At 72.9% G+C, this 14,332-nt stretch carries 11 protein-coding genes; all 11 read right to left on the minus strand.

Going from position 1 to position 14,332, the window contains the following annotated elements:
• A partial coding sequence (locus tag VFZ20_RS22830) for a M28 family peptidase (RefSeq protein ID WP_329686265.1) occupies nt 1-1,244 on the minus strand: 1,244 nt, incomplete at its 3' end.
• A complete protein-coding gene (locus VFZ20_RS22835; RefSeq protein WP_329686266.1) occupies nt 1,245-2,054 on the minus strand; it encodes an MBL fold metallo-hydrolase in 810 nt (269 codons plus the stop codon). It abuts the gene before it with no gap.
• A 491-nt stretch (nt 2,055-2,545) separates the two neighbouring features.
• Nucleotides 2,546-3,244, minus strand: coding sequence for a cyclase family protein (locus tag VFZ20_RS22840; RefSeq protein WP_329686267.1), 699 nt, complete (start codon nt 3,242-3,244; stop codon nt 2,546-2,548).
• On the minus strand, nt 3,245-4,408 hold the full coding sequence (locus VFZ20_RS22845) for an NAD(P)/FAD-dependent oxidoreductase (protein ID WP_329686268.1): 1,164 nt from the start codon (nt 4,406-4,408) through the stop codon (nt 3,245-3,247).
• A gap of 335 nt (nt 4,409-4,743) precedes the next feature.
• Complete coding sequence (locus tag VFZ20_RS22850) at nt 4,744-5,469, minus strand: methyltransferase domain-containing protein (protein WP_329686269.1); 726 nt, start codon at nt 5,467-5,469, stop codon at nt 4,744-4,746.
• The gene (locus VFZ20_RS22855; RefSeq protein WP_329686270.1) at nt 5,466-6,395 is read right to left on the minus strand and encodes a cation diffusion facilitator family transporter; all 930 of its coding nucleotides are present in this window, start codon (nt 6,393-6,395) and stop codon (nt 5,466-5,468) included. Before VFZ20_RS22855 ends, VFZ20_RS22850 begins: the two co-directional genes overlap by 4 nt.
• The gene (locus tag VFZ20_RS22860; RefSeq protein ID WP_329686271.1) at nt 6,392-7,753 is read right to left on the minus strand and encodes an amidohydrolase family protein; all 1,362 of its coding nucleotides are present in this window, start codon (nt 7,751-7,753) and stop codon (nt 6,392-6,394) included. Before VFZ20_RS22860 ends, VFZ20_RS22855 begins: the two co-directional genes overlap by 4 nt.
• 463 nt (nt 7,754-8,216) lie before the next feature.
• Entirely contained in the window at nt 8,217-10,100 is a 1,884-nt protein-coding gene (locus tag VFZ20_RS22865; protein WP_329686272.1) for a BamA/TamA family outer membrane protein, read from the minus strand.
• 186 nt (nt 10,101-10,286) lie between these two features.
• Nucleotides 10,287-11,624, minus strand: a complete 1,338-nt coding sequence (locus tag VFZ20_RS22870) for a tetratricopeptide repeat protein (protein WP_329686273.1) — start codon at nt 11,622-11,624, stop codon at nt 10,287-10,289.
• 13 nt (nt 11,625-11,637) lie between these two features.
• Nucleotides 11,638-12,213: a hypothetical protein gene (locus VFZ20_RS22875; protein ID WP_329686274.1), complete on the minus strand. Its 576-nt coding sequence runs from the start codon at nt 12,211-12,213 to the stop codon at nt 11,638-11,640.
• A gap of 215 nt (nt 12,214-12,428) precedes the next feature.
• Complete coding sequence (locus VFZ20_RS22880; protein WP_329686275.1) at nt 12,429-13,766, minus strand: sigma-54 dependent transcriptional regulator; 1,338 nt, start codon at nt 13,764-13,766, stop codon at nt 12,429-12,431.
• Between the last annotated feature and the right edge of the window lie 566 nt (nt 13,767-14,332).

Genomic DNA, 14,332 nt, shown 5'->3' on the forward strand with positions numbered 1-14,332 from the left:
TCCTCCGCCGCGGCGGCGCGCACCGTGTCACCCAGCGTCGATCGATCCGCCCCCAGCGGCGTCAGGTCGCGCGTGCGGCCCTGGAGGTTGGCGCCATCCACGTTGAGCGCGGCGGCCGTCGTGGCCAGGGGAAAGAGCGGATTGCGCGCGTACCACTCCGCGCCCAGCAGGCCGGACTCTTCCGCCGTCGTCGACACGAACAGCAGGGGGCGCAGCGGGGGTGCCTCCATCCGCGCCACGGCCTCCGCGATCGTCAGGAGCAGGGCCACGCCGCTGGCGTTGTCGTACGCGCCGGGGTGGATGGACCGCGTGCCGTCCGCCGCCGTGCGCACGCCCAGGTGGTCGTAGTGCGAGCTGAGGATGACGGGCTCCCGTGCCCGCGCCGGGTCCCCGCCCGGGAGCAGGCCCACGACGTTGGCCGTCCGCACGGGCTCCACCTCGCTGCGGACGGACGCGCGCACGCGGATTCCCGTCGCCAGGGGACGGAATCCCGGCGTCTCCGACTGGGCCATCAGCGACGCGTAGTCCTGCCCCGCGCGGGCCAGCAGGTCGCGCGCGACGGATTCGCTGATCCACCCCTTGATCCGGAGCGGGAACTCCGGCGTCCCGGCCAGGTCGAACTGCTGCCCCGTGTTGCTCGTCCGCACGACGCGCCAGGGATAGCCCGCGGACTCGTCCGTGTGCACCAGGATCGCTCCGGCGGCGCCACGGCGGGACGCCTCCTCGAACTTGTACGTCCACCGCCCGTAATACGTCAGCGTCCGGCCGCCGAAGAAGTCGGGGGTGGACTCCGTCCCGGGGTCGTTCACGCGGACGAGCAGCACCTTGCCGCGCAGGTCCGCGTCCTTGAAGTCGTCCCAGCTCCACTCCGGCGCCGTGATGCCGAACCCGGCGAACACCAGCTCCGCGTCCACGTCCACCGACGTCTCGGGGACGCCGGCCTCCAGCACGTAGTCGTCCTCGTAGCGCGGCTCCACGGGACCCTGCGGCGTCACGAACGCCAGCGTGGGCCGGGGCGTGAGGCCCACCATGGGCACCTCCTGCAGGTACGACCCGCCGGGCGCCTGCAGGCTGATCCGCTGGAACTGGCCGCGGATGTACTCCATGGCCAGCGTGCCGCCGCGGGTGCCGGGCGCGCGCCCCTCCAGCAGCGGATGGGCGAGAAAGCGCAGGTGCGCGTCGATCGTTTCGGGCCGGATGCGGGCGAGCGCGTCCCGCAGCGCGGTGGTGTCGGTGGACGGCATTCAGGCGTCGATGAGCGTGTAACGGTCGCCGCCGCGGGCGTGGACGCGGCCGGTGTCTTCCAGGTGCGCAAGGATGGCGCGCAGCGAGCCTTCCGCGGCCCCGCGCAGACCCGGGTGCAGCGCGGCGCCATAGACGCGGTCGATGAGCTCGCCCGGCGCCGCGGGTCCCTGCCGCAACGCGCGGACCACCTGCGCGATCCGCTCCGCCCGATGGGCCCGATAGCGGCGGATCGCCTCGCCGCCGTCGGCGATCACCGGCCCGTGCGCGGGGTGGATCGCGGAGGGGCGCACGGCCTCCAGGCGGTCCAGGGATGCGAGGTATTGCGTGAGATCTCCCTCCGGCGGGGCCACGAGCGTGGTGTCGCCGCCGCCCACGAACATGTCGCCGGCCAGGAGGGCGCGCTCGTGCTCCGCGGGGCCGCCCGTCCACAGGAAGCACACGTGCTCGGGGGCGTGCCCCGGCGTGTGGAAGGCGTGCAGAACGCCCGCATCCGTGGCGATCTGCTCGCCGTCCTCGATCCACGCGGTGACCACTTCCTGCAGCGGCGTCCGCGCGCCGCGGGCCATCCGGACGGGGGCGCCGGTCCGCGCCGTGAGCAGACCGGCGCCGGCGGCGTGATCCGCATGGGCGTGCGTGAGCAGGATGACGGACGGCGCGCGCCCGTCCAGCGCGCGGACGATGGCCTCCAGGTGCGCCGGGTCGTCCGGACCGGGATCGATCACGGCCGCCCGCTCCCGCCCCACGATGAACGTGCGCGTGCCGTCCATCGTCATGGGAGACGGGTTGGGGGCCAGGATGGTCTGCAGCATGGGACGTCGGTTGATGTGGATCGGCGGATCGCGGGGATCGGCACGGTTCGGCGGACCGGATGCTCGCTGGGGTCGTGGCGCGTGGCAGAGTGTGTCTCGCCCGCGAAGGGCCCCCTCCCCCCGGCCCCCTGCCCCCGCTTCGCGGGGGAGGGGGAGAACTGCATCTTGAAGGCAGGCCCTCACCCGACGCGATTTCCTCGCTGGGGCCTCGCGTACCTCACGGAACTCGCCCTGCCACGACCTGTCGGCGAAGGCCGACATCGCGCAGTCCGAGCCGCGAATTCATTCGCCGGGGGTGTACGCACGGAGCCGGCCTCACGCCCCGATCCGGCCCGCCGGGTTCCGTCCATTCCCCGGCCGTCTAGCGCAATCCGGCAAGATCCTTCGGGGCCACATGCATCCGCGACCAGGCGAGCCCGCGAGGGCCCCTCAGGATGACAACTAGCCTTGGGCTGGGACGGATCGCGGCCGCCGCGACCAGCCCTCGCCGGTCAGGGGTGCCGGGGGGCCGCGGAACGCAGCGCGAGCCCAGGCACGGGATCGTCCTCGTCGCCGGACGGGAGATCGGGCCCGCGGAGGATCGCGCGGACGGGGGAGGCTTCGGCGTCCATCAGGCGCAGCGGCAGGGCGATCAGCTCGTAGTCGCCGGGCGGAACGCCGTCCAGCATCACGTTCTCCAAAATGCCCACGCCGGCGCCCAGCAGCACGTGGTGCACGGGCACGTCCGCGGAATCAAAGGGGTCCGGCGACGGCGCATCCGTCCCCACCAGCCGCACGCCCGCCACCACCAGCATCCGCGCGGCCTCCGGCGTCAGCGCGGCGAACGAAGTCGGAAAGACGGCGGGGTCCGTCCACGCGCCCGTCCGCACCAGCACCCGCTCCGGCACGCCGTCCGACAGCACCTCGGCCGCCCACTCGCCGTCCAGCGATGCGCGGCGGACCGCATCCACCACGCGCGCGGGGCCGACGAACGCCTCCAGCAGCGCCGCGCCGATCATCGGCCCCTCGGGCAGCATGTGGAACGGGCCGTCGGCGTGGGTGCCGGTGTGCGGGCTCATCCGCAGCTCGGACTGGTTGTACGCCCCGCCGGAATCCAGCCGCGCACGCCAGTCGACGCGGCACGGCGAATCGCCCGGCCACACGGGGTGCCCGGCCACGAGGGGACGCGTGATGTCGTAGAGGATGCGCATCTACAGGACGAGCTGGGCCACGAGGCCGGGACGAAGCAGGCTGCGCGGCGGGCGCACGTCGCCCGTGGCGCGGATGATGGCGTCGCCCAGCGCGGGGCGACGCGTAAAGCGGCCGGCGGCCCACCGCAGCAGCGCCGGCCGCGAGACGAACGCCTCCACGATGCGCTGCAGCCGCTCGCCGTCCGCAAAGGCGCGGCGGTGCGCGTGATGATACGGCATGAGCGCCGCCGCCGACGTGTCGCGCGCCCGCAGCGCCGCGCCGATGGTCCCCGCCGCCAGCTCGGCGCCGCGAAGGGCGCGGTAGATGCCCTGTCCCGTGAACGGGTCGTAGTAGCCGGCCGCGTCGCCGACGAGCAGGGCACCGTCCGCCACGGCGCGGCGCGCGGGGTAGTCGAACGGGCCCGTGGCCAGCACGTCGTCCACGCGCGCGGCGCCGTCCAGGCCGTAGCGGCGCAGCATGGCGTCGAAGTAGCCCGCGCGGTCGCCGCTCACCTCCTCCGCCCGCGCCCCGGGAACGACGACCGTCACGTTCGCCAGCCCGCCGCCGACTTCCGCCACGCCCACGCATCCGCGGCCGCGCGCGCGCAGCTGCCCGCATCCGCGCAGGCCGTCCAGCCCGCGCACGTGCGCCGTGAGCGCGAGCTTGCGCAGGCGCGGCGGCCGCGCGAGCAGCCCCAGCCGCCGCAGGACGACGGAGCGCAGTCCATCCGCCCCTACGACGATGCGCGCCGGGATCTCCTCCCCGCCCGCCGCGACGCCGCGCACGCGATCATCCGCATCACGCAGCAGGTCGGAGACCTTGATGCCCGTGCGCACCTCCACGCCGGCGGCGCGCGCGTGGTCCAGCAGCAGCGCGTCCAGCCGCTCGCGGGGAACGCCCAGCCCGCGCACGCCGTCCGGGAACCGGCCGACGAACGATGCCTCGTCCCCCGCGGCGATGCGCCAGCCGTCCAGGGGCGCCGCGCCGGACGCGAGCACCGTGTCCAGCACGCCCAGCCGGCGGAGCGCCTCCACGCCGGCGGGATTGACGCACTCGCCGCAGGGCTTGCGGCGGGGAAACTCCGCGCGGTCCAGGAGCAGCACGCGCCAGCCGTCCGCCGCGAGCCGTGCCGCCGTCGCGGACCCCGCCGGCCCGCCCCCGACCACGAGCGCGTCCCAGGTCATCGGACGGCGGGGGATGACGAGGAGGCAAGCAGGCCGCAGCCATCCAGCCGGAGCGAATGAATTCGCCGCTGGAAAGTCGCGAAATCCGCCTGCGCGGATTGTCCCTCGCGGGAGGGTGCCACGCCGCCAGCCACGATCCGTCCGGGCGCGCAGTTCTCCCCCTCCCCCGCGGAGCGGGGGCAGGGGACCGGGGGGAGGGGGCCCTCCGCACGCGAGAGATACCCTGCCACGATGCACCATCCCCACGCGCCGCTGAAGCCTCGCGCAGTTTGCGAGGCTTTCCGCGGTCGTTGCGGCGACTTCAGTCGCTCAGGCCCGGTGCCGGTCATGCGTCATCATCTCCGCGCTCCCGCCTCCGTCTCCCACACCAGCGCCACGCGAAACGGCTCGTGCCGGTGCACCCGCGCGCCCGGCAGCCCCGCCGCGCGCGCCAACTCGTCCAGCTCCGCGGGCGTGAACGCGCGGCGCACGGACAGGGGCCCGTCGTGGCGCGTGACGGGGTGCGTGCGCCAGAACGTCGCCGCCAGCAGGGTGGCGCCCACCAGCGCGGGCCGCGACCGCCGCAGGTCGTTCACGATCCCCCCGATCGCGCTCACCCGGCGCAGCTCCGACAGGACACGCAGCAGGTCGGCCCGTGCGTCGAAGTGGTGCAGCGCCGTGGAGCAGAGCACGAAGTCGAACGCGCCGTCCGCGTACGCCAAGTTCATCGCGTCCGCCGCCTCCACCCGCACGTCCGGGTCCGCCGCCGCCTGCCGCCGCGCGAAGTCCAGCGTCGTCGCGTGCAGGTCGGTCGCGGTGATCTGCATCCGCAGCCCCTTCGACCGCGCCCAGGCAGCTACCTTCAGCGGGATGTCCGCCGAGCCCGTCGCCACGTCCAGCACGCGATACGCGGGCCGCGGATGCCGCGCGACCAGCCGGCCCAGGTGACGGAGGACGACGCGGGATCCGCCCAGCCAGCGGTTCACGCCCCGCAGGTCCGCCAGGCTGCGGCCCAGCTCCGCGGGATCCTGCCCCGGCTCGTCCATCTGCTCGGCGCCGGCGGCACGGGGGAGCGACGTCACGACGCGGGCTCCGTCCGCGGCGGGTCCAGCAGGCGAGGCGGCGCGGCGGAGCGCGGCTCCACGTGGACGACGACCTGCCGCGCGCCCAGCCGGCGGCACACCTCGTCCTCCACCAGGTCCGCGATCTCGTGCGCCGTCTCCACGTCCAGCCCGCCCTTGACCGCGATGGTCAGCTCCGCGAAGCGGGCACCGGCGCGGCCGCGGGAGCGCACGTCGTACGCGGCGTCCACGCCATCCATGGCCTCCGCCATCCGGCGGATCTCGTTGGAATCCACCGCGGCCTCGTCCACCAGCACGGGCACCGTCTCGCGGATGATGTGCACGCCCGTGCGGATGATGAGCACGGCCACCAGCAGCGCCGTCCACGCGTCGCCGTCGCGCCAGCCGAGCTTCGTCAGCAGCAGGCCGGCCAGGACGGCGAGGGTGACGAAGACGTCCGCGCGCAGGTGCGCCGCGTCCGCCAGCAGCAGCTCGCTTTCCAGCGCCTTGCCCCGCCGACGCTCGTACTCCGAGGCGCCGATGCCCAGGACGAGCGATCCACCCATCACCGCCACGCCCAGCCACGTGTCCACGGGCGCGTCCGGCGGCCCGCCGATGCGCCCGATGGCCGTGCGCACGAGCTCGTAGACGGTGATGGACAGGAAGGCCACCATGGCCAGCGCGCCCAGGGCCTCGAACTTCTCGTGTCCGTACGGGTGATCCTCGTCCGGCTCCTTTCCGGCCACGCGCGCGAGGAGGATGGCGACGACGGTGGTCATCACGTCCAGCGCGCTGTCGAACGCGCCGCCCAGCACGGCCAGCGACCCGCTCGCCAGCCCCGCGGCCGTCTTGCCGCCCACGAGCACCAGGCTCACGACGAGCATTCGCCGCAGCACCCGCCCCACCTCGCGCGAGCGGGCGTCCAGGGCGTCCCGCGCGGCGCTCATCGCATGGCCTCGCGCAGGCGGGCGGCGGCGTCCTCCATCACCGGCTCCAGCGCGGCGGGGTCCAGCGTGGCCAGCCGCCCGTCGCGGTAGAGAACGCGGCCCTGCACCATCGTCATGACCACGTCGCAGCCGCGCGCCGCGTGAAAGATGGCCGCCAGCGGGTCGTGCACGGGGCGCACGTGCGGCGCCGCCAGGCTGATGGCGCACAGGTCCGCGTCCTTTTCCGGCTCCAGCGTACCGATGGTGCCGTCCAGCCCCAGCGCCCGCGCCCCGTCGATCGTGCACAGCCGCAGCAGGTCCGCCGGGCGCAGCAGGTCGCTTTGCGCCAGCCGCGCGCGGTGCAGGATGGACGCGATGCGCGCCTCTTCCAGCAGGTCCAGCCGGTTGTTGCTGCCCACGGAGTCCGTGCCAAGGCCGACCCGCACGTTCTGCGCGATCATCTCCGGGTACGGCGCCAGCCCGTGCCCCAGCCGCGCGTTGGCCACGGGGCAGTGCGCCACGGCGGACCCGGTGTCGCTCACGCGGCGGATGTCGTCCCCGTCCAGCAGCACGCAGTGGATGAGGAGCGGCCGCGCGCGCAGCACGCCCAGCCGGTCCAGCATCTCCACCGTCGTGCGTCCGCGCGGGGGCGTGGCAATGCCGCGGGCGCGCAGCCCCGGTGCGAAGTCGCCCTCGCCGGCCTGCACCAGCTGGTGCTCGATGGTCGATTCCGCCACGTGGACGGCCATGGGCAGCCGCTCCGCCACGGCGTACTCGCCCACCGCGCGAAAGAGTTCGTCGCTCACCGTGTACGGCGCGTGGGGGCTGATGCCGATGGTCACGCGGTCGCACTCCCACGCGCGCAAGCAGTCCACGGCCGCGCGCAGGCCGGCCATGGAATCGTCCACCTGCGACGGGTCCGGCCCGAACACCTCCTGGTAGACCACGCCGCGCAGCCCCGCCTCGCACAGCGCCGCGGCGGACGCCCCGGACGATTCCGTCGCCGCCAGCGTCGTGATCCCGGAGCGGAGCGCCTCCACCATCGTCCAGCGGGCGGCGGCGTGAAAGTCCGCGTCCGTGAGGGCCGCGCGCTTGGCGCCGACGAGGCGAAGGATCCAGTCACGGAACGACAGGTCCTCCAGGGCGCCGCGGAACATGGCCAGCTCGGGGTGGGCGTGCACGTTCACCAGCCCCGGCAGGAGCGCGGCCTCGCCCAGGTCGATGACCTGTGCGCTCTCCGGCGGCTCGATGGCGGTCGCGGGCCCCACCGTGGCGATGCGTCCGTCCGTGCCCACGAGGACGGCGCCGTTGCGGATGGGGTCCGCGCACACGGGGAGCACCCAGGCGGCGCGGTACAGGGTGAGCGGCAGGTCCTGCATTCCGATGTGTCCGGTACGTCTGATTGTGCGATTTCCACCTGCTGGCGGTTGAGCACCGACAGAATAGCAGGCACCGGGCCGCGAGGCGAATCAGGTGGAGGGGGGACGTGGCCGGAAGAGACGGGCTGGGGAAGAAGTGGAGGGAGGATGCGGAACCGGAGGATACGAATCGAGAGGGGATGGAGAGACTACGCGGCGGGCGGGCGCCCCCCTCCCCGGCCCTCCCCCGCAAACTGCGCGGGGGAGGGTGATGGGGATCGTGCACGACGCGACGCCCGTGGCCGCGCTGAATCCGCTGTTCATCCTCCCCCTGTCTTTTCTGGGAGAGGTGCGAGCCCAGGCGAGCGGAGGGCGCGCTCCGCCGGACGCCCGCCACACTGCACAAACTCAAACGCCCTCCCCCAGTCACCTGGAGAAGGGCGCCCCGCCGCACTCACGCACTTCCGTACCTTCGTACCGCCGTTCAGTTCGGGAAGTTGAACAGCGACGCCGCCACCGCCCGGCGGTTGCTGCGGCGCAGCTGCGGGTCGTCGCCCTGGCTGCGGCCCACGGCCTGGCCCACCCCCAGCGTGAACACCACGTCGCGCGCCGAGTAGCCCCGCGTGTTGACCGGAACGGCGATGTCCAGCCGGTACGTGCGCCGCGACCCCGGCGGGAACGCCAGCCGCAGCCCCAGCCCCGCGCTCGTGGCCCACGGCGAGTTCACCCCGAAGGTGTCGCCCCCCGCCCACATCTTGCCCACGTCCACGAACGCGGCCGTCCCCAGATCGAACAGCCGCGGATACGGCCATCCCAGGTACATCCGGTGCTCCAGCGTGCCCACCAGCCGCCGCTCGCCCGGGTACGCGTGCGAGGGAAAGCCCCGCAGGCCGGCCCGGTTGCCCAGCGTGAGCTGGAACGGCACCGTCGTCCGCCATCCGCCCACCATGGACGCCGACGCCACCACCGTGTGCCGCGACGCGTCCGACGGCCGCCAGTACGCCCACGCGTCCGCCTGGCCAAAGACGCTGCGCCACTCGAACGCCCCCGGGTCCGCGCCAAAGTCGCGGCGCCCGCTGGCCGTGGCACGCACGCCCGCCACGAGCGTCCGCACGGGGGCGCCCGCGAGCGAGAAGCCCACGTCCACCATCAGGTCGTCGTCGTCGCTGAAGGCGGCCACGCTGCGGCCCACGGCCACCTCGGCCTCCACCCCCAGCCGCACGTCCTCGCTGCCGCGCACCGCGTCCAGGGCGCGGCGGCGCTGGAAGTACACGTTGCGCTGTCCCGCGAGAAAGACGATGCGCACGCTGGAGACGGTGTCCAGCCCCGTCACCACGGGCACGGGCTCGTCCCCGCCGGACACCTGCCGCGTCATGGGCTGGTCGCCGCCCCCGTCCGTGGACAGGTAGTCGCGCGGGTACTCCGTCCACTCGCCCGCCACCGCCAGGCCAAAGAGCGTCAGGTTGCCGCGCCGCCCCAGGCGCATGACCGCGCCCACGTCGGCCGAGCGGCGCGACTCGGGAAAAAAGCGGCGCTGCACGCCCGGCCCGTCCTCGCGCGGAACGAAGATCTCGAAGTTGCGCTCCGTGTGCTCGATCTGCTCCCGGAACGCCCAGCGCCCGCTCTCTCCCCGGAACGGGTAGGCCAGCCGCTGTACGACGGAGATCCCCACGGGGGTGCGGGCCACGCCCAGGTCCGCGTCCCACTGCGTGTGAAAGAGCTGGCGGGTGCCCACGTTGGCGCCGTACACCCGCTCGCCCTGGTACTCCTTGAAGTAGGCGGAGACGTGCTGGCCGCTGCCCAGCAGGTTGTCCTCGCGCAGCTCCACCCCCGTGATGCCCATCCCGCCGTCGTCGCGGTCCCACTGCGGCTCCAGGCGCACGGACCACTCGTCGCGCGTCTCCACCACCACGTGGTAGGTGCCGTCCGGCTGGCGCACGGCAAAGACGTCCGCGTCGGCGATGAACGTCAGGCTGCGGAGGATGCGCTCCGAGTCCTCCAGCAGGGCCGGCGTGTAGCAGTCCCCCTCGCGAAACAGCAGCTCGCGGCGGATGACGCCCTCGCGCGTGCGGACGTGCATGCGGTTGGCCGTGCGGTACGCCCAGTTGAAGCGGGCGTCCAGGTCCTCGCTGCCCACGTCGAACACGGACCCGTTGTCCACGAAGATCTCGCTGATGGTCGCGCCGGACCGGCACAGCAGCGGATCGGACGCGGCGAGCGAGGAGTCCGCGTCCGCGGAGAGGGCAGGCGGCAGGTCCGGCGCGCGCTCCCCCTCCTGTGCCGCCGCCGGAACGACGGCGGCCCCCAGCGCGGCCAGCACGGCCAGCGCCCGGGGGCGAAGAAAGGGGAACCTGCGCGAACGGCTCAAGTGACTGCCTCGCCTTGGATTGCGGCACCGGACCCGGCGCGCGGGCGCCGGGGCGTTCTGGGCTTGTACCTCCGGGGGGAGGGCAATGTTCGGGCCGGGGGCAAACGGGGCAAAACGGCGGGGCTCCCCCCGGGGAGCCCCGCCGTTCGGTGTGTCGGTCCGACGCGCGGGCGCGTGTCGGCGGGCTCAGTCTCCGGCGGCGGCCAGCGGCGTCTCCGGCGGCACCTCCACCACCGTCCGCTCCACCCGGATCTCCTCCAGGACCCGGTCCGCGTCCGCGACGCTCTGCACGGCCCCCAGGGAGGCAAAGATCTCGCGGGCGCGCTCCAGGTACGCCTCCGCCTCCTCGGTCCCGCCCGTGTGCCGGCGCAGCTCCGCGTACTCGGCGAGCGTCTCGGCCTCCAGGAACGGGTACCCCTTGTCCCGGGCGATCTCCAGGGCCTTTTCAAAGAACGTGAAGCCGTCCTCGTCGCCCCGGGCCCGCGCGATGTTGCCGCGGCCCTGGTACATGCGCCCCAGCGTGTAGGCCGAGCCGGCGCGGATGGCGTGCTCCTCGGCCACGCGGCTCCACTCCTCCGCGCGGGTCAGGTGGCCGCTCTGCAGGTACAGGTCCGCGAGGTCCGTGGCGATGCCCGACTGCAGCGACGGGGGAACGGGAAGCCCCAGGGCGCGCTCGTACGCCTGGCGCGCCTCGTCGGGCCGCTGCTGCCGCTCGCGCAGGTGGGCCAGGTGCACGAAGCCCACTGCCAGGTCCGGCGCCGAACCCAGCGAGTCCGACATGGAAAGCGCCTGGGTCAGGGTGGCCTCGGCCTCGTCCAGCCGCTGCAGCCACGTGGCGATGTTGCCCAGGTTGTTGAGAAGCTGGGCGCGCTCCACGCTGGGCCGGTCGCCGTCCTCGGCCTCCAGGAGCGCCAGGGCGTCCCGGTAGTGGCGCTCCGCCTCGGACCACCGGCCCTGCCAGGCGAGCACGTTGCCGTACCCCGTACGGGCCACCACCTCGCCGCGGGTCTCGCCCGCGTCCCGGGCCAGCTGGGCGCTGCGCTCGTAGTGCAGCGCCGCCTCGTGAAAATCGCCCAGGGTAAGCGAAACCCGCCCGATCCGGCGAAGCGCCAGGATCTGCGGGCCCTTGTCCAGCAGCGGCAGCGAAAGGTTCAGCGCCGTGCGGTAACACTGGCGCGCGGCCTTCATGCGGCCGCGCCCCTCGAGCTGCTCGCCCAGCACCACGAGCTGGCGCCCCGCGTCGTCCTCGCGCCCTTCGAAGAAGGAACGGAAGACGGGACGCAGCCCCTCGTAGAGAGATGCGATGTGCTCGCGCAGCGATTCCTCGGCCTGACGAACCGCCCGGTCCACCTCGTCGGCGGAAACGATGCGCTTGTCGACCGTCGCGTACGCGCTGGAGCTGTCCCAGGCCTTGCCGGGATCGGGCACCGCCGTCCCGATGATCGTGAGCCGGAGGAGCTCCAGCTCGTCGACATCGGGCAGCAGGCCCAGCAGCTGCTCTACGGTTGCTTCGTTGCGAGACACGATACCGCGGCGCTCAGCCCCCGGAGGTCACGAACGTGGTACCCAGCGTGGCGGTCGTGCCGTACGTGGAGAAGTGGTCCGTCGTGGTGCGCAGGCGCTGGCCGTCGCTCGTGACGGAGCCGCCCATGCCCACCCAGCCGCCGTTCCACCACACCACCGTGGGCGTGCTGCTGCCCTCGATGGTCGTGCCGCGGTACGGAAACTCGATGGACACGGGCTTGGCGAACTTCACGGCGTGCGGGCCGAACTCAGCCACCACGTGCTCGCTGCCGTTGGGGTCCACGGGCAGCTTGAGGGTGAACATCGTCACCCGGTCCACGGCGCCGGCCGGCACGTCGATGGCAAATCCCATGAAATCCAGCCGCCCGCCCTCGGGCCCGATCCACTTCTTGGCCCAGGCGATGGTCACCTGCGGACGCGTGCGAAACCGGGCCAGCGGGTTCAGCTGGCCGGCGCTGAGCGAGGGACCGGCGGGCTCTACCTGCGCGGGGCGCGCCGACCCGGTGGGGTCCACGTCGGAGCAGCCACCACCAACGACAGCCAGGAACAACGCGAGCGAAATGCCGAGCGAACGGATGGAGAGGGTCATTCAGGTCCTCCGGGGTGTGAAAAGGGAGGGGACACCGCCGCCTGCGCACGGAGCATACCGCGAGGCGCCGGGGGACGCATCTCGTGGCAACCACCTGCAACATAACACCTTGCAGGCTCTGGATCAAACGTTCGACCCACCCGTGCGGCACGGCGGACCGCACCAGATGTGTGCGGTGTGCACGTGAACAGTGCAAACGTGAGGCCCAACCGGGGTCACCCCTGGTCGATGCCGTAATCCGTGATCTTGCGCCGCAGCGTGTTGCGGTGGATGCCCAGCCGCTCGGCCGCCACCGTGACGTTGTTGGCCGTTTCGCGCAGGGCGCGGCGAATCATGCGTTTTTCCATCTCCTCCAGCGTCACCAGCGGGGGCTCCGCGGGGCCGGCCGCGCCGGCGGGCTGCGCCGACTCGGGCGGGTGGAGGATGTCGGCCGGAAGGTGCTGCGGAAGCAGGATCTCGCCGTCGGCCATCACCACGGCGCGCTCGGCGGCGTTGCGCAGCTGGCGCACGTTGCCGGGCCACGGGTGGCGGTGAAGGACATTGAACACCTCCTCGGCCACGGCGCGCACGGGCCGGCCGTGCTCGCGCGCGTAGTGCGCGAAGAAGTGCAGCGAGAGCAGGTCCAGGTCGCTCCCGCGCTCACGCAGGGGCGGCAGCATGACCGTCACCACGGCCAGGCGGTAGTACAGGTCCTCGCGAAAGCGCCCCTCGCGCACGGCCTGCTGCAGGTCGCGGTTGGTGGCGGCCACGATGCGCACGTCGATGGAGACGGGGTTGCCGCCGCCCACGCGCTCCACCTCGCGCTCCTGGATGGCCCGCAGGATCTTGCTCTGCAGGGCCATGGACATGTCGCCGATCTCGTCCAGGAAGAGCGTGCCGCCGTGCGCCCGCTCGAACCGCCCGATGCGCCGGCCGATGGCGCCCGTAAAGGCGCCCTTCTCGTGCCCGAAGAGCTCGCTTTCCAGCAGGTTCTCGGGAATGGCGGCGCAGTTGATGGCCACGAACGGTCCGCGGCTGCGGCGCGAGCGGCTGTGGAGCACGCGCGCCACCATCTCCTTGCCCGTGCCGCTCTCGCCCAGCACCAGCACCGTGGCGTCGCTGGTGGCCGCGCGGGCGATGGACTTGAAGACGCCCATCATCCCCTGGCTGGCGCCCACGATGGTGCCGTCGTCGCCGCCGGCCTCGGGCAGGGGGCGCAGGCGCTTGATCTCCTCCACGCCCAGGAGGATCTCGCGCACCCGGCCGCGGGGCAGCGGCTTGGGGAGCACGTCGTGCGCGCCCTGGCGGATGGCCTCCATGGCCAGGTCCATGGTGGGCCGCGCCGTCAGCAGCACCACGGGGGCGGGGATGCCGCCGTCCTCGTGCAGCCGGCCCAGGATCTCCAGGCCGGCCCCGGAAAAGTCCGCGTCCAGCAGGATCAGGTCCCAGCTGCCGGACGCGATCAGCCGAAGCCCCTCGGAAAGCGACTGGGCGGAAAAGAGCTCCGCGTCGTCCAGCTCCGGTTCGAGCGTTCGACCGACACTGCGGTCGGCATCGAGGAGAAGAACCTTCAAGAGGCCCGTTTGGGACGTGTGTTGCGGAATTAAGGGATAACCTGATGAATATACGATGTTGTCGCGCGATGGCGCAAACGATCGTGGGACGAAGCGTACACCGCGTGTGATGAGCGCCGCTCATGCGTTTACGGAAGCAATCACGCCAAAACGCGGCGGCGGAAAGGGCGCGGGGTCGTCCGTCAGAAATTCAGAGAAAAAGGGAGGACCTTCCTGCGCCGTACGGGATGGAAGACGCCAGCGGTCAACGAAAGGGAAGAGACAGTGGATGCCGATCGGCCAGGGAGCATTTCAATACGCCGAGCCCGCGCGGCGCCCCCACCGGGCTCGTAAAACTCGCCCACCTCCCCCAAAACTGCTGGGGGAGGTTGAAGCACACGGCGATCCAGTGGAGAAGTATCGGCACCCAGCCGCGGCGACTGAAGTCGCGGCTGAGACAACGTGATGTCGGCCTGCGCCGACGGGTCTGGCCCGGGCGAGTACCGTGCGATACGGCGGGCATCGCGACAACGGCGGGCAGACGTCGGTCGTCCGGTCAGTTGCAGGCCCTCCCCTGTAACCTGTCT

This window comes from Longimicrobium sp., assembly GCF_036280135.1.
In the GTDB taxonomy this organism is placed as follows: domain Bacteria; phylum Gemmatimonadota; class Gemmatimonadetes; order Longimicrobiales; family Longimicrobiaceae; genus Longimicrobium.